The organism is Arthrobacter sp. NPDC058127, from assembly GCF_042884555.1.
Classification (GTDB): Bacteria; Actinomycetota; Actinomycetes; order Actinomycetales; family Micrococcaceae; genus Arthrobacter.
Genome location: NZ_JBHVTT010000028.1, coordinates 39,668 through 65,387, shown reverse-complemented (window position 1 = coordinate 65,387; position 25,720 = coordinate 39,668). Strand labels below are relative to the sequence as shown.

General features: G+C 63.7%; 28 protein-coding genes. 9 read left to right on the top strand and 19 right to left on the bottom strand.

Annotated features, from left to right (window positions below):
* Positions 1–349: hypothetical protein (locus tag ACFVTG_RS23740; protein ID WP_390283264.1), on the top strand; the 349-nt coding region annotated here is incomplete at its 5' end.
* Between the two features lie 65 nt (positions 350–414).
* Here the strand turns inward: ACFVTG_RS23740 and ACFVTG_RS23735 are convergent.
* A complete protein-coding gene (locus ACFVTG_RS23735) occupies positions 415–642 on the bottom strand; it encodes a helix-turn-helix domain-containing protein (protein WP_390283262.1) in 228 nt (75 codons plus the stop codon).
* Between the two features lie 202 nt (positions 643–844).
* On the opposite strand from ACFVTG_RS23735, the gene ACFVTG_RS23730 reads away from it, so the two are divergent.
* Positions 845–1,225 (top strand): hypothetical protein, encoded by a 381-nt coding sequence (locus ACFVTG_RS23730; RefSeq protein ID WP_390283260.1) that lies wholly within the window; start codon positions 845–847, stop codon positions 1,223–1,225.
* A 582-nt stretch (positions 1,226–1,807) separates the two neighbouring features.
* Here ACFVTG_RS23730 and ACFVTG_RS23725 read toward each other — a convergent pair.
* Complete coding sequence (locus tag ACFVTG_RS23725) at positions 1,808–2,785, bottom strand: polysaccharide deacetylase (protein WP_390283258.1); 978 nt, start codon at positions 2,783–2,785, stop codon at positions 1,808–1,810.
* Positions 2,786–2,796: 11 nt separating this feature from the next.
* Positions 2,797–4,344, bottom strand: coding sequence for a purine-cytosine permease family protein (locus ACFVTG_RS23720; RefSeq protein ID WP_390283256.1), 1,548 nt, complete (start codon positions 4,342–4,344; stop codon positions 2,797–2,799).
* 107 nt (positions 4,345–4,451) lie between these two features.
* Here ACFVTG_RS23720 and ACFVTG_RS23715 point away from each other — a divergent pair, with 107 nt between their 5' ends.
* The gene (locus ACFVTG_RS23715; protein WP_390283254.1) at positions 4,452–5,960 is read left to right on the top strand and encodes a PucR family transcriptional regulator; all 1,509 of its coding nucleotides are present in this window, start codon (positions 4,452–4,454) and stop codon (positions 5,958–5,960) included.
* Positions 5,961–5,966: 6 nt separating this feature from the next.
* Here ACFVTG_RS23715 and ACFVTG_RS23710 read toward each other — a convergent pair whose 3' ends face one another.
* The 8 genes from ACFVTG_RS23710 to glyA all read right to left on the bottom strand — a co-directional run bounded on the left by ACFVTG_RS23710 (position 5,967) and on the right by glyA (position 16,403).
* Complete coding sequence (locus tag ACFVTG_RS23710) at positions 5,967–7,457, bottom strand: S-layer homology domain-containing protein (protein ID WP_390283252.1); 1,491 nt, start codon at positions 7,455–7,457, stop codon at positions 5,967–5,969.
* Positions 7,458–7,592: 135 nt separating this feature from the next.
* Positions 7,593–8,501 carry a formyltetrahydrofolate deformylase gene (gene purU, locus ACFVTG_RS23705; protein ID WP_390283250.1) on the bottom strand — a complete coding sequence of 303 codons (909 nt, stop codon included), beginning with the start codon at positions 8,499–8,501 and terminating at the stop codon, positions 7,593–7,595.
* Between the two features lie 2 nt (positions 8,502–8,503).
* On the bottom strand, positions 8,504–9,895 hold the full coding sequence (locus ACFVTG_RS23700) for an L-serine ammonia-lyase (RefSeq protein WP_390283248.1): 1,392 nt from the start codon (positions 9,893–9,895) through the stop codon (positions 8,504–8,506).
* Positions 9,895–10,530, bottom strand: coding sequence for a sarcosine oxidase subunit gamma (locus ACFVTG_RS23695; protein ID WP_390283246.1), 636 nt, complete (start codon positions 10,528–10,530; stop codon positions 9,895–9,897). The genes ACFVTG_RS23700 and ACFVTG_RS23695 overlap by 1 nt, the downstream gene beginning before the upstream one ends.
* A complete protein-coding gene (locus tag ACFVTG_RS23690) occupies positions 10,523–13,480 on the bottom strand; it encodes an FAD-dependent oxidoreductase (RefSeq protein WP_390283244.1) in 2,958 nt (985 codons plus the stop codon). The genes ACFVTG_RS23695 and ACFVTG_RS23690 overlap by 8 nt, the downstream gene beginning before the upstream one ends.
* Positions 13,477–13,806: a sarcosine oxidase subunit delta gene (locus ACFVTG_RS23685; protein WP_284751438.1), complete on the bottom strand. Its 330-nt coding sequence runs from the start codon at positions 13,804–13,806 to the stop codon at positions 13,477–13,479. The genes ACFVTG_RS23690 and ACFVTG_RS23685 overlap by 4 nt, the downstream gene beginning before the upstream one ends.
* 24 nt (positions 13,807–13,830) lie before the next feature.
* A complete protein-coding gene (locus ACFVTG_RS23680; RefSeq protein WP_390283241.1) occupies positions 13,831–15,051 on the bottom strand; it encodes a sarcosine oxidase subunit beta family protein in 1,221 nt (406 codons plus the stop codon).
* Complete coding sequence (gene glyA / locus ACFVTG_RS23675; RefSeq protein WP_284751436.1) at positions 15,048–16,403, bottom strand: serine hydroxymethyltransferase; 1,356 nt, start codon at positions 16,401–16,403, stop codon at positions 15,048–15,050. Before glyA ends, ACFVTG_RS23680 begins: the two co-directional genes overlap by 4 nt.
* A 153-nt stretch (positions 16,404–16,556) precedes the next feature.
* Here glyA and ACFVTG_RS23670 point away from each other — a divergent pair, with 153 nt between their 5' ends.
* Entirely contained in the window at positions 16,557–17,228 is a 672-nt protein-coding gene (locus ACFVTG_RS23670) for a GntR family transcriptional regulator (RefSeq protein ID WP_390283238.1), read from the top strand.
* A gap of 376 nt (positions 17,229–17,604) precedes the next feature.
* Here the strand turns inward: ACFVTG_RS23670 and ACFVTG_RS23665 are convergent, their stop codons facing one another.
* Both ACFVTG_RS23665 and ACFVTG_RS23660 read right to left on the bottom strand, forming a co-directional pair.
* Complete coding sequence (locus ACFVTG_RS23665) at positions 17,605–17,817, bottom strand: hypothetical protein (RefSeq protein WP_390283236.1); 213 nt, start codon at positions 17,815–17,817, stop codon at positions 17,605–17,607.
* A gap of 53 nt (positions 17,818–17,870) precedes the next feature.
* Positions 17,871–18,245, bottom strand: a complete 375-nt coding sequence (locus tag ACFVTG_RS23660) for a hypothetical protein (protein ID WP_390283234.1) — start codon at positions 18,243–18,245, stop codon at positions 17,871–17,873.
* Between the two features lie 180 nt (positions 18,246–18,425).
* Between ACFVTG_RS23660 and ACFVTG_RS23655 the strand changes: the two genes are divergently transcribed.
* Positions 18,426–18,914, top strand: a complete 489-nt coding sequence (locus ACFVTG_RS23655; RefSeq protein WP_390283232.1) for a GNAT family N-acetyltransferase — start codon at positions 18,426–18,428, stop codon at positions 18,912–18,914.
* Between the two features lie 45 nt (positions 18,915–18,959).
* On the opposite strand, the gene ACFVTG_RS23650 is transcribed toward ACFVTG_RS23655, so the two are convergent.
* Positions 18,960–19,322: a hypothetical protein gene (locus ACFVTG_RS23650; protein ID WP_390283230.1), complete on the bottom strand. Its 363-nt coding sequence runs from the start codon at positions 19,320–19,322 to the stop codon at positions 18,960–18,962.
* A 590-nt stretch (positions 19,323–19,912) separates the two neighbouring features.
* On the opposite strand from ACFVTG_RS23650, the gene ACFVTG_RS23645 reads away from it, so the two are divergent.
* Positions 19,913–20,119: an antitoxin MazE family protein gene (locus ACFVTG_RS23645; protein ID WP_390283228.1), complete on the top strand. Its 207-nt coding sequence runs from the start codon at positions 19,913–19,915 to the stop codon at positions 20,117–20,119.
* The gene (locus ACFVTG_RS23640; RefSeq protein ID WP_390283226.1) at positions 20,116–20,436 is read left to right on the top strand and encodes a type II toxin-antitoxin system PemK/MazF family toxin; all 321 of its coding nucleotides are present in this window, start codon (positions 20,116–20,118) and stop codon (positions 20,434–20,436) included. Before ACFVTG_RS23645 ends, ACFVTG_RS23640 begins: the two co-directional genes overlap by 4 nt.
* A gap of 133 nt (positions 20,437–20,569) precedes the next feature.
* On the opposite strand, the gene ACFVTG_RS23635 is transcribed toward ACFVTG_RS23640, so the two are convergent.
* Entirely contained in the window at positions 20,570–20,971 is a 402-nt protein-coding gene (locus ACFVTG_RS23635; protein WP_390283224.1) for a hypothetical protein, read from the bottom strand.
* 86 nt (positions 20,972–21,057) lie between these two features.
* On the opposite strand from ACFVTG_RS23635, the gene ACFVTG_RS23630 reads away from it, so the two are divergent.
* A complete protein-coding gene (locus ACFVTG_RS23630; protein ID WP_390283222.1) occupies positions 21,058–21,534 on the top strand; it encodes a hypothetical protein in 477 nt (158 codons plus the stop codon).
* A 57-nt stretch (positions 21,535–21,591) separates the two neighbouring features.
* On the opposite strand, the gene ACFVTG_RS23625 is transcribed toward ACFVTG_RS23630, so the two are convergent.
* Together ACFVTG_RS23625 and ACFVTG_RS23620 are read right to left on the bottom strand one after the other, a co-directional pair.
* Complete coding sequence (locus ACFVTG_RS23625) at positions 21,592–21,825, bottom strand: tudor domain-containing protein (protein WP_390283220.1); 234 nt, start codon at positions 21,823–21,825, stop codon at positions 21,592–21,594.
* A 458-nt stretch (positions 21,826–22,283) separates the two neighbouring features.
* Positions 22,284–23,021 (bottom strand): VOC family protein, encoded by a 738-nt coding sequence (locus ACFVTG_RS23620; protein WP_390283218.1) that lies wholly within the window; start codon positions 23,019–23,021, stop codon positions 22,284–22,286.
* A gap of 104 nt (positions 23,022–23,125) precedes the next feature.
* Here ACFVTG_RS23620 and ACFVTG_RS23615 point away from each other — a divergent pair, with 104 nt between their 5' ends.
* Positions 23,126–23,950: an IclR family transcriptional regulator gene (locus tag ACFVTG_RS23615; protein ID WP_390283216.1), complete on the top strand. Its 825-nt coding sequence runs from the start codon at positions 23,126–23,128 to the stop codon at positions 23,948–23,950.
* On the opposite strand, the gene ACFVTG_RS23610 is transcribed toward ACFVTG_RS23615, so the two are convergent.
* Entirely contained in the window at positions 23,947–24,588 is a 642-nt protein-coding gene (locus ACFVTG_RS23610) for an MBL fold metallo-hydrolase (protein ID WP_390283214.1), read from the bottom strand. The genes ACFVTG_RS23615 and ACFVTG_RS23610 overlap by 4 nt on opposite strands.
* On the bottom strand, positions 24,585–25,673 hold the full coding sequence (locus tag ACFVTG_RS23605) for an S-(hydroxymethyl)mycothiol dehydrogenase (protein WP_390283212.1): 1,089 nt from the start codon (positions 25,671–25,673) through the stop codon (positions 24,585–24,587). Before ACFVTG_RS23605 ends, ACFVTG_RS23610 begins: the two co-directional genes overlap by 4 nt.
* Between the last annotated feature and the right edge of the window lie 47 nt (positions 25,674–25,720).

Below are 25,720 nucleotides of genomic sequence, written 5' to 3'. Positions count from 1 at the left end.
GCTACCGCGAATCCGCCAAATGATGAACGAGCTTCCGGGAGAGCCCCAGTACACTTCAACATCCATCATCGACTCTGCTGCTGAATTCGCGGCCAAGCTCACCGGAGACCATACGGCAACCCTGTCATACATGACGCAGTGGCGGCTCGGCAGCGCTGGAGCACATACCAGGGCATGGACCTTCCTGGTACGCGATACCGAGGTGACAGAATTTCCCAACGGTACAGTCGAGCGACGGGTTCGCGGGCACTTGACCGAGAGTGCTCACGCGCTCGGGGCATCAACGGCCTTGGCGCAGCACGCCATCGAGCTTTGGGACCGGCGTCGAACCCGCTCAGATCCGGCGTAGCAGGAGCAGAATGACCTAGCACTTTCGCCATCTCTGGACCGTTCGTTTCAGGGGCCAGGGGTCGGCTAACGGCCGGTCGTCATGTCAGGAGCACGCGCCGGGAGAAGGTCCGACAGAGGAATTTCAAGAGCTTGACTGAGGGCAACAATTGTAACCAAGCGGGGGTTCATCGGCGTCCCCGGTTTGGATTCTCCCTTTTCGTACTTCTGATACGTGAAGGCTGATATGCCAGCGCGGTGCGCCAGTTTCTCTTGGCTGATGTCTTTTGCCACGCGAGCCTGCAGCAGGTTCATGCCAAGTTCTCTAGCGTAGGTCACCCAGGCTGCGCGCCTAGCATCTTCAAGTGTCACTCATCGAGCCTTTCGGCTGCGGCGCCTTGGGCTTCACATACATGTATGGGAATCTTTAAGTGACACTCCCGCGTCATGGGCCCACCTCGCCCACCTCGGGCATCTGGGGTAGCGGACCATGACCTGATACATCCGAGGGCTTCGAATGCAGCATCAAAACGGCCAGAATGAAGACGAAAATACCGTGGATCCAGATCGTGCATGGCTGCGAATTGTCATCCATTCAAGGATCGGGGGGACCGAGGGCCAGCAAGTCCCTTCCGGTGCTGCGGAGTCGGGGCCAAGGAAGAAGTTGTCGAAACTGAAAGTTAGCTTCTACCAAGCCACAGATGACGGGAACCGGATGCGGGCTGCCTTCGTCGCCACCCAGCCAGTCGAAAGAAGGCCGTCCTTGTCCGCGTTCATCTGCGAGGCCGTCACAAAGGAAGTAGAACGACTTGAACGGCTTTACAACGGTGGGCGGCCCTGGCCCGATATCGAAACCGGTCAAGTCCCGAAGGGCGCGCCCCTTCGGAGGTTGCTCTAGGCAACAGCGAATGAGCTCGCTAGCCGCCTTCGCCGAAGGGCTGGGGCTGTCTGCCACCCGGAAAAATGATCTCTAGTTCGTCGTCAATCATGGATCGCCTTCGGGCTCGGAACCTCCCTCGGCTCATTTTGCCCCAGAGGCGACTGCTATCTGTTGGCCTTTGCTTGCCGAGGGAGTCCCATCTCAAGTGACTCTAGCTATTACAGTTCCGCCAATCGAGTCGTTTCACTCCTCGAATGGCTCCGCGAGTACCGAGGGATCTGTATTTGGTGGTTTCGTAGGAATCCACTGAAGGGCATCTGCAACACAACGGCCATCACACGACACGTTCCCGGCACCGACATAATGGGCCTAGACCACGTAGACGATCCAATCCAGCTCATGTACCCGGAGATCGGCGCCCCGGACGGCTTGGCGGCGGGAGACCTGAATGGACTCTACAAACTCCACACCGCCCTGTGCCGCAGCGACTTGTAGCCCGGCCCACCCTTAGCTCCCGCCCCACCCCAACTAGCTCGCATTAGATGTCGTTTTGAGCCCTGATAACGACAACAACTGCGAGCTAGTTGGGCGGGGATGGGCCTAGTTGGGGGCGGGTTGTAAGACGCGGGCAGGTTTGAAGCTGGCCCCGGCGCCTGGATAGCTCGGGACCTCGATGCGGGCATGGCTGTGGATCTCGTTCACCGTGGCCTTTGTGTGTTCGGCGATCCGTTCCAAGGTGGTCACCCACATCCCGTCCATAGCCTTGACTCGTTCGATCAGTTGCTCCAAGGCAACTGCCTTGGACGGACGGCCGGAGATGAACGGGTGGTTGGTCAGGACGAAACAACTGCGCTGGGAGTGGTGGGCCGCGGCTTCGAGGGTCCACATCTCCAAGACCTTGGCCGGACTTTCGATGACGCCGCTTCCTGTCACTCCCGGATAGAACGCGTATTGTTCCCAATCGTCCAAGGCCCAATCCACGGGAATCTCCACAATGTCCCGTGAATCGATGTCCCCTGAATCAACGTCCCGTGAATCACGCGAGGCGACCGCCATGCGGTAGGGAGCATCGCCGTCGAGCAGGCTTGAATCGTAAAGGAAACCGCGGTCCGCGAGCAGCGCCGGCGAATGCCAGTTCAGCTCCCACCACGGCGCCCTGTAACCGACCGGCCTGACCCCGGCTACCTTCGCGAGGGCTTCGAGCCCGCGGTCCAGGTAGTTGGCCTCGGTGGCGGCGTCGATTCCCTGCATGGGTTCGTGCAGGTAGCCGTGGTGGGCGACTTCGTGGCCGCCGTCGACGATCCGCCGCACCACGTCCGGGTAGCTTTCCGCCGTGAACCCCGGGATGAAGAAGGTTCCCTGGATCTCTTGGCGCTCGAGGATCTTCAGGAGCCGTGGAACAGCGACCCTAGGGCCGTACGACTGGTGGCTCATGAGGGACATGCGCCTGGTGCTCGTGGGATCGTGCGCGATGGTGCAGGATTCGGCGTCGACGTCGAACGTGAAGGAAGCCGCGGCCCTGAAGCCTTCAGGCCAAGTGATCGAGTGTGCCTCGTCGGGGAAAGCGTTGGTGGTCATCGGGTGTCCTTTCAGTCGTTGACCAGATTGGCGACGGCGTCTTCCGCAAGGGGATGCGACGACGCGCCTGCGGAAGGCACTGCAGTTTCTGAAGGCACTGCGGCCGCGGATGCCAGCGGGAGGTATCGGGCATGGACCCGGGGGCCCAAAGCGCCATAGACCGCGGCGGCAACAAGTCCACCGGCCAGCCAGGACAAGTCGATCCCGCCCATGGCCGTGGCGATGGGGCCTTGCATGATCGGCAGGACGCCGTACATGAACAGCCATGTGGCAAAGATGCCCACCAAGAGCGCGGTGATCCCGGCCCAGTTGAATGCAGGGAGCCGCCGGGTGCCCACGGGATCGAAGAGTCGCTCGACTGCCACGGGACTACGCTTGTCCACCCAGAAGTAGTGCACCAGCATGATGCCTCCCCACGCGGCTACCCACGCCACGAGCCCGCCGAGCCACGTGCTCAGTGTTGACGCGAAATCCTCCTGCAGGATGAAGAACACGACGCCGACCAAGGCCAGGAGCCCGACGAAGAGGTTCAAGGAACGACGCTTGGCCTTGATATCCAGTGCCTGGGCAGCCACCGAAAAAGTGTAGATGTTCAGGATGTTCGTCGCGATGGGACCGTGCAACACCAGGAAGAGCACCGGGATGGCCAGGACGCCGAAGTTGTCGACGATGAGGTGCCCAGGATCGGCCGTGCCGCTCTTCGTTGCCAGGCTGGCGCCCAGGATGCCGAGCCACACTACCGGGAGGAACTGGCCGAATACTGAGGCAAGGTAAACCTTGTGCTTGGGGACGGACTTGCTGACGAAGCGTGAATAGTCCGCCGCGTAGGTGAACCAGGTGATCCCCCAACCGATGCCGATGACAGTCATCACGGTGGTCATCGCCGCGATTCGCGCCCCGCCTTCAAGGACAGCACCGGGAGGGCCCGCGTAGCCCCAATCGATGTTCATGCCGAACCAGGCCACGGCGGACATGGCGATCAACACCACGATGGTGGGCGGGACGGTCCACTTTTCGAAAGCAGCGATCGCCTTGTAGCCGAACCAGGCAATGGTGACCTGGGCGGACATGATCAGGAAGGCCACCAGGATCTTGGGGCCCACGTTGGGCTGCTCCGGGTCGACCATGCCGAGCTTGCCGAGGAGTGCCATCACGAGGTCCAGGATGATCCAGGTGTTGACGGCGCACCAGCCGATTCCGAGGAGTGCCTGGATGGCGCTCGGGAGGTAGTTGCCGCGGCGGCCGAAGACGGCCCGGGCCAGGACCATGCCGGTAGCACCCGTCCGCTGCCCTAGGAGGACAAACAGGCCAAAGAGCGCCATGCCGATCAGGTTTCCCACCACCAGGACGGTGACGGTATCGGCAAAGCCCAGTCCAAGCTGGACGCCGAGGGCCCCGAGGACCCAGTTGATCGGGGCAAGGTTTGCGCCTGCCCAGATCCAGAATTGGCCCGCTACGCTGCGGGTACGCGCTGATTCGGGAATGGACTGCAGGTTCTGTTCGACGTCGGTCTGCGCCGTTGCAGCCCCAGGCGTCGCAGTGGATAGGTTCTCGTGCATTGGGGATCCTCCGTGTAGGAAAGGGACTACTTCAATGTATGTGCCCCACATCACAGCAACAAGATACGATGTGTACGATAGATCCCAACATTTAGTTACGGAGTGTCATGTCCCTGCTCCTTGCCGACGCTTTCGAACACGAGAGCCTGAAAGCCGCTGAACCAGTCCTGCGGACGGATGTGCCCGAGGCCCTGTCCCGCCAGCTCCGTTGGGTCCATTCAAGCGAAGTGCTGGACATCGCTCCGTTGCTTCGGGGCGGGGAGCTGCTCCTGAGCGGGGGGCAGGGCCTCGCCACCGCTTCGGACGAGCGGCGGGTGGACTACGTCCGCCAACTGGCGGCGCGCGGCATCACCGCTCTGGCCATCGAGACAGGTCCCGAGCTGCCCGCCATACCCGAGTCCATGCTCGACGCCGGCCAGGAGGCCGGGCTGCCCATCATCGAGTTGTGCAAAGTGGCCCCCTTCGTCGGCATCATGCAAGCCATCAACTCGCTGCTGGTCAGCGAATCGGTCGCGCAATTGCAGTTCGGCGACGAAACGAGCCATGCCATGGCGGCGGAACTCGCGCATGGAGGCGGACTGGATCAGCTCCTCGCCGTGCTGTCCAGCCGGACGGATGCAGGCGCAAGGCTCGTCTCGCCGTCGGGCATCACTTTGGGAAGCGCGACGGCGGCCGTGCAGCCTGAGTCCTGCACCGTCACCACAGTCGATGTGCCCGTCCGCGGCGTGCTCGCGGCCCGCCTGGAGTTGGAAGTGCCCGACGACGGCGACGCGATCCTCGCGCGGGTGGCCGGCGAGCGGTGCGTCGACATCCTCGGCTTGGCGTTGCTGCAGCGCATGCCTCCCGGGCTCAAGGAACTTGCCGGCATCGAGCTCATGCGGGCGATCAGTTCGGGTACCCAGTCATGGCGTCTCCAGCAATTGGGACCGGCCTCAGGGTTCGCGGCGAGCGGGCCGGTAGCCGCCGTCGTGGTGCGTTCCTCAGCGGCTGGTCAACTCCGGACACAGCTCGACGGCATCCTGCATGACGCGGTTCCGCAAAGCGCGAGTTATGCGGACAGCGCCGAATTGATCGCCTTGGCCGCGCTCCCCCACGCCACCGCCGTGGCCTCGCGCATCGCGCTCATCCAAGCGCTTCAGGCCTTGGAAGTTCCCGACGGCTCGGTCATCGCCGTGGGTCCGCTGGCCCAGGGAATCGGCGAAGCGCCATGGTCGCTGGCAGAGGCGCGCCGGACGCTTGAGCTCATCCCGCGGACCATCCAGCGATCCGGATCGGCAGACGCGAACGCCGTGGTGAATGCCGAGGACTTCGCCGTCGAGCGCCTGGCGGAAGCAAGCCTCGACGAGGCCGCCCGCGAGGGATTCGTGCGGCGGCAGCTCGGCGCCGTCGTCGAGCATGACGAGCAGCGGCGCTCGGAGCTGATGCGGACGTTGGCCGTATGGCTGGATACGGGGTGCAACACGGCACAGGCGGCACGGGAACTGCACTTGGAACGGCAGTCGATGCACCACCGGCTCCAACGGATTTTCGAGCTGTGTGGCGGGGATCCCCGGGGAACAGGCCGGCTGGCCGCGCTTCATCTGGCAACCCGCCTGGCCCGGCTCCGGGCTGCATGACCATCCCTACTGGGTGCCCAGGTACCACTCGGTCTGCCAGCGGTGGAGGAACGCGGCCATGGCGTCACGGTTGACCGGGCTCAGGGGCCGGAAGGTTCCATCCGCGTACCCCGTGCTGACCTTGGCCGCAGCCAGCCAGGTGATCTCGTTGTAGAAGTCCGATTGCGGGGTGATGTCGTTGAACGCGGACGTCGCCGGGGCGGTCCAGCCGGGTGATCCGCTGAAGCGGTAGAGGAAGGCTGCCATGGCATCCCGGTTGATGTTGTCACCGGGACGGAAGCTGTGCTGGCCGTTGCCGTCTACCCAGCCCGTGGTGATGCGGTAGTGCGCCAGCCACGTGACTTCCTTGTAGAACGCGGAATTGGGTGCCATGTCCACGAATGGTGAGGTTGCGGGCGGAGTCCAGGAGGGCGAGCCGGCCTGACGATAGAGGAAGGCGGCCATCGCGTCCCGGTGTACGGGGAGGGACGCCCCGTAGCTTCCGTCCGGGTAGCCCGTGGTGATGCCCTGGCTCGCGAGCCACTGGATCTCGCGGTAGAACTGGCTGCTGACGGGGACGTCGGAGAACCGCTGGGTGCACTGCGGGGTTCCCAGGGCGACCTTGGCGAGGGCGTAGCGAGCCGCGCCGATCGCGCCGTCTGCGACACCCATGACGAAATATTCCGGGTGTGTGGAGCACGCCTGAGGGATGGAGCCGGTGGGCACGGTGGCGATCGCCTTGCTTCCGTCGGCGCTGTAGCTCACTTGGGCGTTGGTACTGGTTCCGGGAGTGCCCGACTTCCAGAAGTAGCCGTAGGGGAAGGCGTTGGTCCAGGTCTTGTCCGGTCCGGAGGTGAAATACCCTGGCACGCTGCGGAAGATCAGCTTATCCGTGTAGGAAGCCAGTGAGGTGGTGGAGTCCTTCTGGATGAAGAAGGTCAGTGGCAGGGCCTGCGAAAGGCCAAAGTCAATCGAAGCAGTCGGGGACCCGGCCGGCCCCCCGGCCGTCAGGCCGCTTTGGACGAAGATCCCGCCGTTTCCCGGCGCGATAGGAGTTCCCGTGACCACTACGACAAAACCGGAGTAGGCCTGGGGCGGGACGGTGGTGTTGGCGCAATTCCCCGTGGCGTCATGACAGTACTGCATGGATCCCGGGGTCAGGCCCCCCAAGCCCTGCGGGATCGGGATAGACAGGTGGAGGGTTGAGGAGTCGGCCACGGCGTCGCCGGCAAGAAGTGGCGTGGCCGTGTTGTCCTCAGCGTTGTAGATCCCGTAATGGAGTGTGCTGTTCACGCTCTTGCCGAGCACCGCGGAAGCGTCCGACGGGAGTTTGAGGTCAAGGGTCGTCGCCGACGACGAGAGCTGCACCGGTGGGTTGTTGGCGTAGATCTGCGCCCACGCAGGGGTCGGATCGATGGTGATGACTGGATCAACGGCTTGGGCCGGGACAGCTGTAGATGAGACTACGGTGATTGCAAAAATGCAAGCGGCTATTATGCCGCCTTTCCGACGGATCACGAATGTACGCGCCTTTCAAAATGGCGAGTACCTCGCCCCCCAATGATTGCCGGTGACCGGCAACTGCAACCCTATGCGAGGAAAACCCGGCTCGCAACGCCTGAACGGCCCACCCTTTGGTGGGCCGTTCAAACCCTACTTGAGCACTACGGTCCTGTTGCCTTGCAGGATCACGCGGCCTTCGCAGTGCCAGCGGACGGCGTTGCTGAGTGCTTTGCACTCGGTGTCGCGGCCGGCCGCCACCAGGTCGTCAGGACCGAAGGTGTGGTCCACTTCCACCACTTGCTGGGCGATGATCGGCCCCTCGTCCAACTCGCCATTGACGTAGTGCGCGGTGGCACCGACGGTCTTTACGCCTCGCGCATAGGCCTGGTGGTACGGCTTGGCACCTTTGAAGCTGGGAAGGAACGAATGGTGGATGTTGATGGCGCGGCCGTCCAGTTTCCGCGCGAGATCGTCGCTGAGGACCTGCATGTAGCGGGCCAGGACCACCAGCTCGACGTCCAGGCGATCGATGAGGTCAAGAAGTTGTCCTTCGGCCGCCGCCTTGGTGTCCGGGGTGACGGGCACGTGGAAGAACGGAATGCCATGCCATTCGACTGTCCGCCTGTGGTCCGGGTGGTTGGAGACTACCCCGACAATCTCGACTGGCAGTTCCCCGATGCGGGCCCGGAACAGGAGGTCGTTGAGGCAATGCTCGAACTTCGAGACCATGATCAGCACCCGCCGCTTGGCACCATGGCGTTGCAGCTGCCAGCGCATGCCGAACTTTTCGGCAACAGGCGCGAAGGCATCACGCAGCGAGTCGATGGTCGATTCGTCACCTTCCGATGCGAAGTGGATCCGCATGAAGAAGTGGCCGTCCAGTTGGGAATCGAATTGCTTGTTGTCTATGATGTCGCAGCCGTGTTCCAGGAGGAATCCGGAAACGGCGTGCACGATCCCCCGGGTCTCCGGGCAGTCGAGCGTCAGGACATGCTCAACGGTGGTAACCGGCAGTGCCGCTCCACGTCGCGATGCGGGTTCGTTCTGTGTGACAGTCATGGCTAGCACTCCACTACGTTGACGGCGAGGCCTCCGCGGGAGGTCTCCTTGTACTTGCTTTTCATGTCCGCTCCTGTCTCTCGCATGGTTTTGATGGCTTTATCAAGGGACACTTTGTGGCTGCCGTCGCCATGCAGGGCAAGGCGGGCGGCATTGATGGCCTTCACGCTGGCGATCGCGTTGCGTTCGATGCACGGAATCTGCACCAACCCGCCTACGGGATCGCATGTGAGGCCAAGATTGTGTTCGATACCCACTTCCGCGGCGTTCTCCACTTGCTCGGGAGTGCCACCGAGGACCTCGCACAGGCCCGCGGCGGCCATGGAACAGGCGGAACCCACTTCACCTTGGCAGCCGACCTCGGCGCCGGAAATGGACGCGTTGATCTTGAACAGGATCCCGACGGCGGCCGCCGCGAGCAGGAAGCGGACCACGCCGTCGTCGTCGGATCCCGCCACGAACTTCGTGTAATAGTGCAGGACAGCCGGGACAATACCGGCCGCTCCGTTGGTGGGTGCAGTGACGATGCGACCGCCGGCCGCGTTTTCCTCGTTCACGGCCAGCGCGAACAGGTTCACCCATTCCATGGCGAGCAGCGGGTCTGCCGAGCTTGAGCCCTGCAGTCCGGCGTCGGTGTCCCTGAGCGTCTTGAACAACGACGGCGCCCGTCGCCTCACGTTCAAGCCTCCCGGCAGGATTCCTTCCGCGGAGCAGCCATTGTCCACGCATTCGCGCATGACTGCCCAGATCTGTAGCAGCCGCCCGCGAAGCTCTGCCTCGCTGCGCCACACGAGCTCATTGGCGAGCATGACATCGGAAATGGACATGTCCTCCCGTGCGCAGATCGCCAGGAGCTCGTCCGCCGTAGTGAACGGATAAGGCAGCACGGTGCTGTCGGCCACTACTTTGTCGCTTCCGGACGCATCGCCGTCCACCACAAAGCCACCGCCGATCGAATAGTAGCTTCGTTCGCTGAGCACTGTGCCTGCGTGGTTGAGGGCGCGGAAAGTCATGCCGTTGGGGTGGGCAGGCAGGGATTTGCGTCGGTGCAGGAGCACGTCTTCGTCCCAGTTGAAGTCCACGCGGTGATGTCCGGCTATCCGCAATTCGGCGTCAAGCGCGGCCGCGGCAACCTGGTCGTCGGCAGTGGACGTGTCCACCGTTTCCGGCGATTGGCCCTGCAGTCCCAGCACCACGGCTTTGTCCGAGCCGTGGCCGCGGCCGGTGGCGCCCAGCGAGCCGAAGAGCTCTGCCTGGACGCGCACCGTTGCCGCGAGTTGCCCGGAGGATTCCAGGCCGTCGGTGAACTGCTTTGCCGCCCGCATCGGGCCGACCGTGTGCGACGACGACGGCCCGATGCCAATGGAAAACAGGTCAAGAACGCTCAGTGCCATCAGGGGACCTCAGGAGAGGCGTATTCCCTCATGCCGTCAAGCAGCCAGCGGCCCAGGAAGTCGGCGAACGAAGCCCGTGGAAAGATCCGGAAACTGTCCTCGCCGGTCTTGAACAGCATGGCGGGGATGTTGCCGATTTCCGTGGCCAAGGCTGTTCCGGCGCGGAAGGCGCGGGGGTGCAAGTCCAACGAGCACCCCTTTTCAAGGACGTCCCGGGCACGGATCCCGGACAGTTCGAAGGTGGTGCGGTTGGCGGACAAGTCCACCACTTGGCCCGGGTCGTCGCCCAGGGCCTCCACCAGGGCGCGGACAAGGTCTCCGCCCAGGGAATCGTGGGCCGATTCCGGTGCGACCACCAAGAATTCGTCCGGCCCAAGCCAGAGGGTGGTTGCCCTCTCATCCCCGCTGATCTCGCCGCAGGCGACCGGCAGGCCGCCGGTCACGGACGCGAGGCGGGCTCCGGCGTCGGAATTCCTGTCAACCCGGATCCCCACCATGGTCTGGAACGGGATTTCCTTCAGCGCCACGGTTCCGGCCACGGAACCGGACTCGAAGGTCGGCGCGAGGTGCGACGCCGGGCTGCGGCGTGCCGCACGGAGCGTCTCGGGGTTTGCGGGTGTTGCTGTTTCAGCCATCTTTACGGGTCCCTTCAGCGTCGAAAAGTACGGTTTCTCCCACAACGACGTCCAGCAACTGGTCGCCGACGGAGGCCACCAGGGTCTCGCCGATGCGGTTGCGGCCGTTGGTGATCAGTGCCAGGCCGAAGGACCGGCCCAAGGCGGCACTGTGGTAGCTCGAGGTCACGAAGCCCTGCATCGGCACGGGACCGTATGCCGGGTTGACCGGAATTCCCTTTTCCACGAGCTGGGTGCCTTCCGGGAGACGGAACGAACCATCCGCCGGGAGGACGCTGACCAAGTGCTTGCGGTCCGTGCGGACTGCGTCTTCGCGGCTGTATGAACGCTTACCGATGAAGTCCTTGGCCTTGGAAACGATCCACTCCATCCCTGCGTCCTGCGGGGTGACGGTGCCGTCCGTGTCCTGCCCGACGATCGGGTAGCCCTTCTCGGCACGCAGCACGTGCATGGTCTCCGTACCGTAGGGGGTGATGTTGAACTCGGCACCTGCGGCAGCAACGGCTTCCCAGGTGTTGAGCCCGTACCAGGACGGAACATTGATTTCGTAGGCAAGCTCACCGGAGAACGAAATGCGGCAAACCCGTGCCTGGACTCCGGAGGCCAGCGTGGTTTCGCGGAACGTCATGAACGGGAATGCTTCGGCGTCGAGCCCTCCGTCGGCCGCCAACTGCGGGGCGACTTTGGCGATCACGGCGCGGGATTTGGGCCCGACGACGGCAATCGTGGTCCACTGTTCGGTCACCGAAGTGCACACGACGTCGAGTTGCGGCCACTCGGTCTGGTGCCATTCCTCGAGCCAGTCAAGGACCTTGGCGGCGCCGCCGGTAGTGGTGGTCATGAAGAAGCGGCCCTCGTCGAGGCGCAAGGTCACGCCATCGTCGAAGATCATGCCGTCCGGGGTGCACATGACGCCGTAGCGGGCCGAGCCGGGGGCAAGCTTCTTGAACGCGTTGGTGTAAATGCGGTTCAGGAACTCACCGGCGTCCTTGCCACGGATCTCGATCTTGCCGAGCGTGGTGGCGTCCATGAAGCCCACCGACTCGCGGACTGCGGCGCATTCACGGAGCACCGCGGCGTCCATGTCCTCGCCCGCTTGCGGGTAGTACCACGGACGCTTCCACTGGCCGACGTCCTCGAAGAGCGCTCCCTGGGCAACATGCCAAGGGTGGATGGAGGTCACGCGGGCGGGATCGAACAGCTCGCCGCGCTGACGTCCGGCCAATGCCGCGAAGGCCACCGGCGTGAACGGGGCACGGTACGTCGTGGTTCCGATGTCACCGATACTGCGACTGCCTCCGGCGGAGGCCTCGCCAGCCTGCTTGAGGGCCGCCGCGATCACGCCGATGGCGTTGACGCCGGACGTCTTGCCTTGGTCGTTGGCGGTGCTGATGGAGGTGTACCGCTTGATGTGTTCCACCGAGCGCATGCCGGCCCCTGTGGAACGGAGCACGTCGGCCACGGACTGGTCGCGCTGGAAGTCGACGAAGTGGTGGTGCCACTCCCCCGCGTTTCCGCTCTGGCCCGGCACGAGCCACAACTGGCGGGTGGGGGCGGAGGCTTTCGGCTCGGAGACCGGTGTGGGAACCGTCTCGGTGTTGAATCCCGCGGCTATGGCTGCCGCGGCACCGGCTGATACGCCTTCGCCGAGGCAGTCTGCCAGTTCGTAGCTGCCGCGGCCGGAGCCGACAACCTGCTGGTCCCTGACCACGGAGCTCGGCACGAAGCCGGCCAGGTCATCGTCCCAACGCAACTTCCCTTGGCGCTGGCTGTGGAGGTGGACCACGGGGCTCCAGCCACCGGAGACCGCCAGCAGATCACAAGCGATCCGTTCGACGCCGGAGGTGACTTCGCCGTCGTCGTTGAGGCTGCGGATGGTGACGCCGTCGATCCGGCCGTTCTCCCCCGCGCCGGAGGTATCGGCGACGGCGCTGCCGACGAGGACGCGGATGCCGCTTTCGACGGCGGAGGCAGCTTTGTCGCTGAGCTTCGGGCGGGCGTCAACGACGGCGGCGACCTTGACACCAGCGGCCAGCAGATCCGCGGCCAGCAAGTAGGCCGAATCGTTGGTGGTGCCGATGACGACCCGGCGCCCGGCGGCGACTGCGTAGCGGTTGAGGTAGCTGCGGACCGCCGAGGCCAGCATGATGCCGGGCCGGTCGTTGTTCTCGAAGACGAGCGGACGCTCGTGGGCGCCGGGGGCCAGGACCACCTGCTTGGCACGGATGTGCCAAATACGCTGGCGGGAGACGCCGTCGGCGGCCGGGCTGCCGAGGTGGTCCGTACGGTTCTGTGCCGCGATCACATAGTTCGCGTCGTAGGAGCCGAACGCGGTGGTGCGGTTGAGGACGGTGTATTCCGCCGCGGAAACGAGCTCCGCCTCGACGTCGGCGATCCATTCCAGGGCCGGCTTGCCTTCGATCACCTCGGCGAGTTCCGGGGCAGTGGAGCTGGACAGAAGCGAGCCGCCGAGTTCGGGCTGGTCATCGATCAGGATGACCCGTGCGCCGGTGCGGACCGCTTCGCGGGCAGCCGCGAGGCCGGAAACGCCGCCGCCAACCACCAGGACGTCGGTGTGGACGTATTTCTTGTCGTACTCGGCGCGGTCCTCGTTGGGATCGAGCTTGCCGAGGCCGTTCAGGAACTCAACGTTGAGCCCGTCCACGAGGGACACGGTGGTTGCCGGAAGCATCGACTCGGCGACATGCCCGGGGAAGCGGGCAGCCACCTTGACCAGGGCGTTGGATTCTTCCACGCCGGCAGACATGATGCCGCGGGGCCGATCCTCATAGAGCGAGTTGCCTGCGTTGATGCGGCCGTTGGCCAGCAGTGCGGAAGCCACAGTGTCGCCGGGATGGCCGGTGAATTCCTGGCCGTCCACAGTGAACCGCCATGAGATGCTGCGGTCGATGCGGCCGCCGGTGGCGAGGCGGGCGTTCTGCGGGGTCACTTGGTTGCTCCTTCCGGGGTGGTGGCTGCTGAGGTGTTCACATCGGCGCGTTCCATGTCAGGTCGCGGTTGGCCCATTTTGTAGATGGCCTGGATGTCGTAGCTGACGGTGTCACGGAGCATGTTGAACCATTGGCGGCAACCCGTGCTGTGCACCCAGCGTTCGGCGAAGGCGCCTTTCGTGTTGTCGCGGTAGAACAAGTACTCGGCCCACTGGCGGTCGGTCAGCGCGTCCGGGTTTTCCGGATAGGCCACGTGGGCCTGGCCGCCGTAGTGGAATTCTGTTTCGTCTCGTGGCCCGCAATTGGGGCAGCTGATGAGCAGCATGGTTGGTCTCCTAAAGGGCTGCGGCTAGTGGGCGACGGCGGCGGCGCCGTGTTCGTCGATCAGGGCACCGGTCTCGAAGCGTTCCAGCGAAAACGGCTTGTTGAGCTCGTGCGGCGTACCCGTGGCGATGGTGTGTGCGAAGGTCAGGCCGGCAGCCGGCGTGCCCTTGAAGCCACCGGTTCCCCAACCGCAGTTGACGAACATGTTCTCCACCGGGGTGGTACCGACGATCGGCGAGGCGTCCATAGTGGTGTCCACGATTCCGCCCCACGTCCGGAGCACGTGGGCCCGGGCGAAGATCGGGAAGAGTTCCACGGCGGCAGCCATCTGGTGCTCGATCACGTGGAAGGAGCCGCGCTGGCCATAGCCGTTGTAGGAGTCGACGCCCGCGCCCATGACCAGTTCGCCCTTGTGTGCTTGGGAAACGTAGACATGCACGTGGTTGGACATGACCACCGTGGGGTGGACGGGTTCATGCAGCTCCGACACCAACGCCTGGAGGGGGTGGGACTGGATCGGGAGGCGGAAGCCGGCCATTTCGGCGAGGACGGAGCTGTGGCCGGCGGCGGCGAGGCCAACCTTTTCGGTGCGGATGGTTCCCTGGTTGGTCTGGACGCCCACCACGCGGTTGCCGTCCTTGAGGAAGCCCGTCACTTCGCAGTTCTGGATGATGTCCACGCCGAGTTCATCGCATTTGCGGGCGAAGGCCCAGGCGACGTGGTCGTGCTTCGCGATGCCTGCGCGGGGCTGGTAGGTGGCGCCCATGACCGGGTAGCGGATGTTGTCGCTGATGTTCAGGATGGGGCAGAGTTCCTTGACTTGCTGCGGGTCCAGCCATTCGGCGTCGACCCCGTTGAGCTTGTTCGCTCCGACGCGGCGGATGCTTTCGCGGACGTCGCCGAGGGTGTGGGCGAGGTTCATGACGCCGCGCTGGCTGAAGAGGAAGTCGTATTCAAGTTCCTCGGGCAGGATCTCCCAGAGCTTCAGGGCGTGCTCGTAGATGGCAGCGCTCTCGTCCCACAGGTAGTTGGAACGGATGATGGTGGTATTGCGCGCCATGTTGCCGCCGGCCAGCCAGCCCTTTTCCAGGACGGCGATGTTGGTCATGCCGTGGTTCTTGGCCAGGAAGTACGCGGTGGCCAGGCCGTGGCCGCCACCACCCACGATCACGGCATCGTAGGAAGCTTTGGGCTCCGGGTTACGCCACAGGAAATCCGGGTGTTCGGGGAGTTGGTCTGCGCTCACTGGGCTGCTCCAATCATTTCTGCCTCAAGTTCGGTGGCAGCGGCGTCGTTGTCGCTACCGCTTTGGGAAAGATGCGGGTAAAGCGGAAATTGCTCGGCGAGTGCGGTAACCCGCGCACGGAGTTCGACGGCGGCCTGGTCGCCCAAGGTGCCGCTGCTTGCTGCGGCGATCAACGCCGTCGCGATGATGTCCGCGACCTCCGCGAATTCCTTGGCACCGAAGCCGCGGGCGGCGAGCGCCGGGGTGCCGATGCGGAGTCCGGAGGAAACCATCGGCGGCCGGGGGTCGAACGGGACGGCGTTGCGGTTCACGGTGATGCCGATGCGGTGCAAGGTGTCCTCGGCCTGCTGGCCGTCCAGTTCCGAGTGGCGCAGGTCGACGAGGACCAAGTGGACGTCGGTGCCTCCGTTGACCACCGAGATCCCTGCTGCGGCCACGTCGTCCTTCAGGAATCGTTCGGCCAGGAGCTTGGCGCCTTCCAGCACCCGTGCTTGGCGTTCCTGGAATTCAGGCTCTGCCGCCATCTTGAAGGCCACAGCCTTGGCCGCGATCACGTGCTCCAGCGGGCCGCCTTGCTGGCCGGGGAAAACCGCGCTGTTGATCTTGCGTGCGTATTGTTCCTTCGACAGGATGACCCCGCCGCGCGGGCCGCCGAGTGTCTTGTGGGTTGTGGTGGTCACGACGTCGGCATACGGCACCGGGTTGGGGTGCAGTCCCGCTGCGACGAGGCCGGCGAAGTGGGCCATGTCCACCATGAGGTAGGCGCCCACGAGGTCGGCGATGCGGCGGAATTCGGCGAAATCCAGGTGGCGCGAGTAGGCGGACCAGCCGGCAACAATCAGCTTCGGGCGGTGTTCCAGGGCGAGGGCTTCCACTTCTGCCATATCCACCCGGAGGTCGGATTCGCTGACGTGGTAAGGGATTACGTTGTACAGCTTGCCGGAGAAGTTGATCCGCATGCCGTGGGTCAGGTGGCCACCGTGTGCCAGGTCGAGGCCCATGATGGTGTCCCCCGGCTCGAGGAGCGCGAACATGGCCGCGGCGTTGGCCTGGGCGCCGGAGTGCGGCTGGACATTTGCGGCTTCCGCGCCGAAGAGGGCCTTGACGCGATCGATGGCCAGCTGCTCGATGACGTCGACATGCTCGCAGCCACCGTAGTAGCGCTTGCCCGGGTAGCCTTCCGCGTACTTGTTGGTCAGGACCGAGCCCTGTGCCTGCATGACGGCTGCAGGGGCGAAGTTTTCGGAGGCGATCATTTCCAGCGTGGACTGCTGGCGGATGAGTTCCTGGGCGATCGCCTGTTCAACCTCCGGGTCCGCCTGGGCGAGCGAGCGGATCAGCGGTTCAACCATCGTGGTCTCCTTTTGAGATACTTATATTTACTGACTAATCAGCAACTGATATATTAGAACTATTGCCATAGTATGTTGAAGATCACACAGCCGTCAACAGCCCGGCGGCAACCGATCCGCCAGACTTGGAATTGTGGCAAACGGGAGAGGCACATGAGCACTGCACTGGAAGCACCGGACACGGGCACGCAGGGAACGTCCTTGGCGGAAAACGCCTACCTGCTCCTACGCGACCGGCTCATCATGCTGGACATCAAACCCGGAGACCCCATCAACGACGGGCAGATCGCCGCGGAACTCGGCATCGGGCGGACACCCGTGCGCGAGGCCATCAAGCGGCTGGAAAGCGACCACCTTGTGGTGTCGTATCCCCGCCGGGGAACCTTCGCCACCGGCGTCGACATCACCCAACTCGCGAACGTCTCCGAAATCCGGGAGCTGCTTGAGCCTTTGGCGTCACGGCGGGCTGCCCGCATGGCCAGCCCGAAGCTGAGGGAAGAGCTGCGCGAGGTCGCCGCAGCCATCAGCGCCCTGGAGGCACACGACGCCGGCCAGCAGGAACTCATGCGCTACGACATCCAGGTCCACCGGCTCATCTACAGGGCAGCGGCCAATCCGCACCTTGAGGACGTGCTGATCCGCTACGACAACCTGGCAACCCGCATCTGGTGCCACATGCTGGACAAGATGCCTTCAGTGACGGGCCACGTCGCAGAGCATGCAGAACTGCTCACTGCAATCGCCGACGGCGATGCGGACCGCGCGTCTGCGCTCGCCCTGCACCACGTGGTGAGTTTCGAAGAGTCGATCCGCAAGGTGCTCTAGCCTCGGCAGGGACGGGGCTCCTACCCGTTTCTCTTCCAGTGTTTGGGCCACTTCACGTTCAGCAGCAGCAATCCCAGCAAGAGCCCATCAACTGTCATTACTCCCGCCATGAAGTAAGCCCAACCGATAATCATGGTTCGCTCACCACCTGTCGGCGGCCCGAAGTGCGGGGGTGCATCAGAACACACATACCAATCTCCTGACCCGGATCCCCCCAGTCACTCGATAGTGCATCAAGTGTGGCACGACGGCGCCCAAGAAGGAACGGCTTTTGGCCATCGACGCATCAGCCGGATCGAAGGAATTAACAACGACGGCGTGTCCTTTCCGGGGCGTGTCGCCGTCGTGCGCGCCTGAGAGCGATGAACAGCGGGAGCTACACTTTTGAGACCTCGCCGCTGTGGGGGCCAAGTGTTCCTGTCTGCAGGCTCAGGAGCGTCAAGAGGATGACCATTCCGAGCAGCACAACGGCCGCGGCGATGGTGACGGTGCGGTTCCGGCTCGGCGTTTCTCTGGCTGCAAGAAAGAGGGCAGATCCTGACAGGACAGCAGAGATAGCCGTGAACGGATAGAGCGGCAAAATCAACAAGATGGCCGCTCCCAGCAGGAAAAATCTGGAGAGCGCAACACCTGAGCGCTTCCTTACCAAGGGCTGCATGATTGGTCATCTCCCGAGCCGCCCGAGATGATTGCGTGGCTGGAGACCTGGCCATTGTCGCGCCATCCGATTGCAAACGTCTCACCCCACGTGCTGTTGAACCAGGAACGTGTTGCTGACGAACCGTTGCCACACCATCCGCCACTAACGGTCAGCTTGTAAAGCCACCCTCCGAAGGCATTCGTTCCTATCACCCAGGACGAAGTGTTCCAGCCGCCGGAAGCCAGAGTGCCAAGCTGAGCAGGGGGATCGTCGGACTCAAAGACCTTGCGAGCCACGGCCTCGGCCTTCGCAGCTTCCTTGGGTGCGTTTTCCACTCTCGCCTGAGCGTCTCCCGCGTTGGCATCGACGTCAGCCATGGCGCGTATCACTTTTGAAGCGGCTAGGAGCGCAGCCATGGCCAGACAGGCCAGGATCCTTTTGATATTCATTTGGTCCCAATCGTGAAACTGTCATGGGCGTGGTCGACGACCCGCCTCACGAAGGCCTCATCGATGTTCCTTTTCGGTAATCGAAAGAACAGATACACCGAGTTCTTAATGCTTCTGGTCGCTGAAAATGGTTCCGGCGAGGTCGTGGGCTGTGTCCACGCCGGCCCGGCCGAACACATCATGGAGACAGCCATGCAGAACGCTCCCGACGCCGAGATCCGGGCGGTGCTTGCTGGGTTCATGTTCCTGACGAAGCTGCACGGGATCGCGGTGCGGCCCGATTACCGCGGCCGTGGAGTTGCCCGGGCTCTGCTCCAGCGAGTGGTTGAGGCCTACACCAGAAGTGGCCGTGACCTGCTCTACGGGCAGTACACCGCGACGGAGGACCTAGGAGACTTCTACCGGAAGCAGGGATTCCAGGTGCCGGGTCCCGGAGTCGCCCTCAGCACGCTGCGGATCTTCTACCCGAATGACGTAGCTGTGTCGAACGAACCCGGAGAGCAGATCTTCTACCGCAGTCTCCAAAGGCCTGCAGACCGTTCGTGGGAAATCACCCGCCGGGCCAGAAGGTCACAGCTCACCGAGGGAACCCGCTGATGCGTGCACAGATCGCAAGCGGGCTGAAGGCTATAGGCGCTGGCTTCAAAGAAGTCGCGGAGACCGCCGTTGGCCCGTCCCTGGCTTTCCGGCCGGTCGAGTTCGTTCCTGGGAACCGGCGCATGAGGGGTGTGGGAAGCCAGGGCGCTGGTCTTGGCAATAACTCGGGAGTGACGCGGCCTTGTAGGAGAAACTCGCCCCTGAACTGGTGCGCATGCTGATGAGGTTACCGCCCGGGTCACGGATGAACGAGGTGGTTGCCCCGCCGCTGCTTTGCTGGGTGATACCCAGGGTGCCGTTGAGGAACGAGGTGCCCCCTGCGGTCAGCCGGATGTCGTTCCGCGGGCCGGCGTAGGTGAAGGTCGTAGTGGTTCCTCCGTTGACTTTGGAGGTGAACTGGTTGAACACGTTGTAGGCCTGAGTGGTAGGCCCGGAGACGATGGTGTTGCCGTTGCCGTCGTAGGAGTAGGTGTTGGCGCCTCCCGGGGGCGTCGCGCAGGAGATGTCCGACCACTTGGGGGAAATACCGGCCGGCTACACCTAACAACACCGCCACGAGTCTATTTGCCCGAGCGTTTGCGATGTTGAAAATAAAGGACCAGGTATGACGGCAGAAATCCCATGAGGAACAATCCTGAAATGATCAAGCCAACTATTATATTTAGGTGAGCTGATGCCATCACGAACCCCAAGATTACTGCGGCAACAAGTGCAAATACCGCTGGCATTCGAAGACCTTGATTATTCATGAATTGATCCATTCACCGATTGCCCATCCCACACCGATAGCTGCACCAGCGATTGACCCGACAATTATACCGGTGCCCGCGACGGATACGCACCCGAGTCCATCCGTAGCTATCGCTCCGACGACGCAACCTACGATCGCACCCAGCGCAGCGCCGCCAGCAGAAAATATTCGCCTGTCGGAACCCTACGAGTCCCGCCGTCCGAATCTCGCTCTACCACCCACGCGTGTTACATGAAACAATGGGGGTATGAGTGTGAAGGATCGAGTCAGTGAGCACAGGCGCCGGATGCGCGAGGCAGGCTTCCGGCCGATTCAGGTGTGGGTCCCGGACACCCGCTCCAAGTCCTTCGCGGAGGAGGCGAAGCGGCAGAGCGCCATTGTGGCGGACTCCGACCGGCACGAGGACATTCACGAGTGGATCGACGCGGTTTCCGTGTCCTGGGATGAGGAGTGAGGGGCGAGATCTGGACGGTGGCCGGCGGCGGATACGCCTCCAAACCCCGCCCGGCGCTGGTCATCCAGGATGACCGGTTCGATGACGTGGGCTCCGTGACGGTAATCCCCCTGACCTACACTCTGAAAGATGCACCGCTGCTGCGGATCCCGGTGGAGCCGTCCGAGCGGACCGGCCTGACCCAGAAAAGCCAGCTCATGATCGACAAACTGACCACCGTGCCCCTGGCCAACGCACACAAGCGGGTGGGGCACCTGACGGCAACGGAACTGGTCGCGGTCGAGCGGGCACTACTGGTCTTCCTTGGCATAGCCTGACCGAGATCTCCGCACGGCGAAGGCCCGGCACCCTCTGGTGCCGGGCCTTCCTGCGTCCGGATCTACAATGCCGGGTTGCGCCGGCGCTGATGTGCGGACTGCCGCTTCATGCCGGTGGCCGAAGCGAATTTACTTACCGGCCCTGGGTGATGTGCTTGCCCTGGGCGCGGGACTGCTGAACGGCGTTTACCTTGACCTTGCCGACAGCCTTCCCGCCGCCGGCCGCGGCGTGGGAGATGGGAAATTTCTGCTGGGCCTCCCCGAACTGCTTGGCCGCCACCGCCTTCTCGGGGGCGCCTGCAGCGCGCATCCGTGCGGCGTCGGCCTCCAGCTGGGCGGCCCGGTCGTAGGCGGCACCGGCCCTGGCTGCCGCCTTGTCCCCGGCTGCCTCGCGCTGCTTGGCGTCCTGCCGGACGTCGGCAGCCCGCGCGGCCTTGTCGGGATCCCCGGAGTCCTTCCACCGCTCCACAAGCTCACGGTCCAGACGATCCTTCTCGGACGCCACGCTGGCCGCGTACTCGGGATCGTTCGCCATGGCCCAGGCCCGTGCTGCTTCAAGGTCGGACGGTGCAGGCTCCCTGGCCTCCCGGGAGAGCGAATCTGCGTCGTCCAGACTAGGAAGTGAACAACATCCTTCACCGTGGAGGGACGATGTATGAGCTGTCCCGCCAGCTACAAATCATCAGAACAGGAACCCCTGCCGTCCAGCAGGTCCTCGAACAGCTGAGGCCAGCAAGTGGCGACGCCGAACTGGACGGGCTGCTGCACGCCAAAGAACTCTTCCTCTCGCGGAAAGAGAAGGAGCGAGGTCTGGCGCTAGATAAACTGTGGGATGGCTTCACGCGTCTGAAGACAATTGACGTGCAAGGCAACAAAAAGCAGAGTGCCAACGTCCTGCTGGGCAACATCAATAATGAGGCGTTCCGCGAGGTGACAAGCAATGAAATGCTCGCACTCACCGATGTGGGCAACGACTTCATGATCCGTCATCATGAAACCGGCACACACACATTGCCCCCGGAAGCATATGACTACCTTTTCGCAAGGATGGGGTCGCTCATTGTGTATCTCCTCAAAGTGAGCGATCGTCTGAGCTGACACACACCTGGCCAACGGAGGCGTGAACGAATCCCATGGGACACGTGGAGCTTGCCGTTAGTTGGCGGCCGTCGGCCGTAGCTCGTGATGGTCGCGCCATGCTTTCTCGCCGTCCTCGTACTCCACGGTCCACTCGTCCACACCGACGCGTTCAACGATGACAGCCTGCTCCCAGGTGGACCCATCGCCCCGCAAAACTTCAACGGCGGTCTCGTCAGGGAACGGGTTGTGGCTGCCCAGATACTCGACCGGTGGCGTTCGTTCCGGACGACTGCAAGGCGTGCCACCCACTTCTCGAAACCTTCAACGCTGCGCTCCTGCGACGTCCGCACCCGCCAACCATCGAGCACTTGATAGAGCACCGTCAGGTTTGCGATGTGAGCCTGCAATCCCTTGTCGTGCGCTTCCAGGCCGGCCGGGCTCAACCCGGCAAGGTCACCATCCCACGCAGGCGCTCCTGGATGGCGGCCGGCGATGTCGCGCTCTTCCTTGGCGGCCGAAATCAGAGCCGCGCCCTCATTATCCTGCTTCGACGTGAAAGATTTAGAGCGCGACGGGGGCCTTCATCGCAAACGCTAACAAGGGAAAACGGCACAGAGTGGTCTTCCGAATCAAAATGAGTAGCGAATCGCCCATATTTGAGTGGTATTGAGGAGAAGCACATCGAACCCTAAGTGTGCGGGTGATCAAGACACCCGAGGAAATCCTCGCCAAAGCCAAACCAAAAACAACTTCAAACATAGGCTGCGTCAGCCGGGGGTGAGGACGCAGAACTCGTTGCCCTCCGTGTCGGCGAGGCACACCCATGGCACATCGCCCTGGCCGACGTCGGCGTCTGTGGCGCCCAGGGCCCGCAGCCGGGCCACCTCCGCGGCTTGATCGTCGCCGGGGTACGGCCTCAGGTCGAGATGGGCCCGGCCGCACACGGCATTCGCGTCGGGCGTGCGAACGAACTCGAGATAGGGCCCGACACCTTTGGCTGAACGCAGGCTCGCAAAATCGTCGGTCACTTCGTGCAGGGTCCAGTCAGTCGCCCCGCTCCAGAACCGGGCCATGGCCCGTGGATCCGCACAGTTGACCACCACCGCGGCGATCGGCCCAGTGTCCCGATAGATCGGCCGAGGCTCCAGCACGCAGAACAGGTTGCCCTCCGGGTCGGCCAGGACCGTCCACGGCACATCACCCTGGCCAATGTCGGCGGGCGTCGCGCCGAGCTTCACCAAGCGCGCCACCAGCTCCGCCTGATCGGCCGCAGAGGCGGTGGCGAGATCCAGGTGCTCGCGGTACCTCACCGTCTCCGGGTCCGGGACCGTGACCACATCGACGCAAACGGCCGCGGGGTCCGGCCAGGCGAATCCCACAGGTTCAACATTGGTCACACCGGGCCCCTCGCTGGAAATATCCCAGCCGAGCGCCTCCGCCCAAAACCGGCCGAGAGACGCGTCATCACGGGCCTTGAAATTCACCTGAACAAGTCGAAGTGCCATACCGCCCGATCATATAGCCATGCAATTCCCGATAGACGGCAGCATCCCAGGACACGCAGCGCAGAGAGGCCGCGCATTTGACCGCGTTTGAGACGATGAACCACATGGACGCTGATGCAAGCCTTGCCAACGACCCCGATTCCGATCCGGCCGGCGCGCACCACGCGGGTGTGCAGTCCGTGGACCGGGCCATCACCGTGCTCGAAATCATCGCCCGCAACGGCGATGCCGGCGTGAGTGAGATCGCTGAGGAAATGGGCGTCCACAAGTCAACGGCATCGCGACTGCTGAGCGCCCTGGACGCCCGTGGCATGGTTCAGCAGAACCACGAGCGCGGAAAATACCAACTCGGATTCAACATCCTGCGCCTGGCCAGCGCTATTCCGGCCCGCCTCAGCTTGGTAAAGGAGGCCCGGGAAGATCTCGAAGCCCTGGCGGAGAAGTTCGCCGAGACCGCCAACCTGGCCGTGCTGAGGTCAAATTTCGCGGTCAATGTGGACCAGGCCATTGGCCCCAACACGCTTGGCACGCAGGACTGGATCGGCGGGCTCACCCCGCTCCACGCCACGTCCAGCGGCAAGGTCATGCTTGCCGCGCTGCCGCCTGCGACGCGTGACCGCGTTCTCAGGGAATCCGGTCAGGCACGATACACGCCGCAGACCATCACCGACCGCGACGAGCTGGAACAGCAAATGCCGGTCATTTCAGAGGCCGGGTACGCCGCCACGTATGAAGAACTCGAGCGCGGACTCAACGCCGTCGCCGTTCCGATCCGCAACCACAGCGGCACGGTGATCGGAGCCATCAGCCTTTCCGGACCGGCCTTCCGTTTCGAGCCGGAAAAAATACCCGGCCTCCTCGATGCGCTCAAGCAAGCCGGGTATTCAATCAGCGTCAAGATGGGTTACACAGCAGCCAGCGGCGCCTAAGCACCGTCGGCCTGACGATCCAGCGCTGCCTGGGCGAGGTTTTCCGCCTCGGCTTTGATGGTGGTGTTGTCGCCGTGGCCGGTCCGGACCACGGTTTCCAGCGGAAGCGTCAGGAGGCATTCCCGGATCGAGGCCAGGATCGTCGGGTGATCGCTGTGCGACCTTCCGGTTGCTCCCGGGCCGCCGTTGAAGAGGGTGTCGCCAGTGAACACCGTGCCTTCGCTTTCCAGGTAGAAGCACGTGGAACCCGGTGAGTGGCCCGGCGTGTGGATGGCGTGCAGGGCCGTGCCCGCCACTTCGAAGATGTCGCCGTCTGAAATGTAGCGGTCCGGCCGGGCGTCCGGGTACACCTGCTCCCACAGGACCATGTCTGCGGGGTGCAGGTGGATCGGGGCGTTCACGGCCTTCGCGACGTCGAGCGCTGCTCCGATGTGATCGTTGTGCGCATGGGTGAGGAGGATGGCGCGCACCTTCCGCCCGCGGACCTGATTGATGATCGCCGTTGCGTCGTGCGGCGAATCGATGATCACGCATTCGTCGTCGTTGCCGACAATCCAGACGTTGTTGTCCACGTCCCACGTGCCGCCGTCGAGCGAAAACGTGCCCGAGGTGACGAGGTTTTCAATGGCGACAGTCATCCGATTTCCACCACCGAACGGAGCACTTTGCCCTCGTGCATCTTGGCGAACGCCTCTTCCACCTGGTCGATGGTGATCCGTTCGGACACGAACGCGTCGAGGTCAAGGTTGCCCTGCTTGTAGTGCGCCACCAGCATCGGGAAGTCGCGGGAAGGCAGGCAGTCCCCGTACCAGGAGGACTTCAGCGAACCACCGCGGCCGAAGACATCCAGCAAGGGCAGCTCAAGCTTCATGTCCGGCGTCGGGACGCCCACCAGCACCACGCGGCCCGCGAGGTCGCGCGCGTAGAAGGCTTGCTTGTAGGTCTCCGGGCGCCCGACGGCGTCAATCACCACATCCGCGCCGTTGCCGCCGGTCAGGGCCCGGATGGCCTCGACGGGGTCTTCCTGGCTGGAGTTCACGCCGTGCGTGGCTCCCAGGGACATAGCCATCCCGACTTTGTTGGCGTCGATGTCCACGGCGATGATCGTCGTGGCGCCGGCGAGCTTTGCCCCGGCAATGGCGGCGATGCCGACGCCGCCGCAACCGATCACGGCCACGGACTCGCCCCGCTTGACCTCACCGGTGTTGATAGCGGCACCGATGCCTGCCATCACACCGCAGCCGAGCAGCCCGACGGCGGCCGGATCGACGTCGTCGTCCACTTTGGTGCACTGCCCCGCGGCCACGAGGGTCTTCTCCGCGAAGGCGCCGATCCCCAGGGCCGGAGTGAGTTCCGTGCCGTCCTCCAGGGTCATCTTCTGGGTGGCATTGTGCGTATTGAAGCAATACTGCGGTTGCCCCTTGGCGCACGCCCTGCAGTGGCCGCACACGGCCCGCCAGTTCAGGATCACCCGGTCCCCCGGCGCCACGTCGGTGACGTTCGGGCCGACCGCGCTGACCACGCCTGTGGCCTCGTGGCCGAGCAGGATGGGGAAATCATCGGTGATACCGCCCTGCTTGTAATGCAGGTCGGTGTGGCAGACGCCGCACGTGAGGATGTCCACGAGCGCCTCGCCCGGACCGGGATCCGGCACCAGGATGGTCTCCAGCGTGACGGGGGCGTTCTTTTCCTTGGCGATGACAGCTTTTACTTTATGAACCATTGGCTTGCGTTCCTTTTCCTAGGTTCCTGGTTACTCGTTACGACGAC

Coding starts and splice junctions, on each gene's coding strand:
- ACFVTG_RS23735 (WP_390283262.1), bottom strand. CDS start 642: ATGAACCTGCTGCAGGCTCGCGTGGCAAAAGACATCAGCCAAGAGAAA.
- ACFVTG_RS23620 (WP_390283218.1), bottom strand. CDS start 23,021: ATGGCACTTCGACTTGTTCAGGTGAATTTCAAGGCCCGTGATGACGCG.
- ACFVTG_RS23730 (WP_390283260.1), top strand. CDS start 845: ATGCAGCATCAAAACGGCCAGAATGAAGACGAAAATACCGTGGATCCA.
- ACFVTG_RS23655 (WP_390283232.1), top strand. CDS start 18,426: ATGCTTCTGGTCGCTGAAAATGGTTCCGGCGAGGTCGTGGGCTGTGTC.
- ACFVTG_RS23635 (WP_390283224.1), bottom strand. CDS start 20,971: ATGGCGAACGATCCCGAGTACGCGGCCAGCGTGGCGTCCGAGAAGGAT.
- ACFVTG_RS23695 (WP_390283246.1), bottom strand. CDS start 10,530: ATGGCTGAAACAGCAACACCCGCAAACCCCGAGACGCTCCGTGCGGCA.
- ACFVTG_RS23615 (WP_390283216.1), top strand. CDS start 23,126: ATGGACGCTGATGCAAGCCTTGCCAACGACCCCGATTCCGATCCGGCC.
- ACFVTG_RS23645 (WP_390283228.1), top strand. CDS start 19,913: ATGAGTGTGAAGGATCGAGTCAGTGAGCACAGGCGCCGGATGCGCGAG.
- glyA (WP_284751436.1), bottom strand. CDS start 16,403: ATGGTTGAACCGCTGATCCGCTCGCTCGCCCAGGCGGACCCGGAGGTT.
- ACFVTG_RS23685 (WP_284751438.1), bottom strand. CDS start 13,806: ATGCTGCTCATCAGCTGCCCCAATTGCGGGCCACGAGACGAAACAGAA.
- ACFVTG_RS23715 (WP_390283254.1), top strand. CDS start 4,452: ATGTCCCTGCTCCTTGCCGACGCTTTCGAACACGAGAGCCTGAAAGCC.
- purU (WP_390283250.1), bottom strand. CDS start 8,501: ATGACTGTCACACAGAACGAACCCGCATCGCGACGTGGAGCGGCACTG.
- ACFVTG_RS23660 (WP_390283234.1), bottom strand. CDS start 18,245: ATGGCTGACGTCGATGCCAACGCGGGAGACGCTCAGGCGAGAGTGGAA.
- ACFVTG_RS23725 (WP_390283258.1), bottom strand. CDS start 2,785: ATGACCACCAACGCTTTCCCCGACGAGGCACACTCGATCACTTGGCCT.
- ACFVTG_RS23610 (WP_390283214.1), bottom strand. CDS start 24,588: ATGACTGTCGCCATTGAAAACCTCGTCACCTCGGGCACGTTTTCGCTC.
- ACFVTG_RS23605 (WP_390283212.1), bottom strand. CDS start 25,673: ATGGTTCATAAAGTAAAAGCTGTCATCGCCAAGGAAAAGAACGCCCCC.
- ACFVTG_RS23670 (WP_390283238.1), top strand. CDS start 16,557: ATGAGCACTGCACTGGAAGCACCGGACACGGGCACGCAGGGAACGTCC.
- ACFVTG_RS23700 (WP_390283248.1), bottom strand. CDS start 9,895: ATGGCACTGAGCGTTCTTGACCTGTTTTCCATTGGCATCGGGCCGTCG.
- ACFVTG_RS23720 (WP_390283256.1), bottom strand. CDS start 4,344: ATGCACGAGAACCTATCCACTGCGACGCCTGGGGCTGCAACGGCGCAG.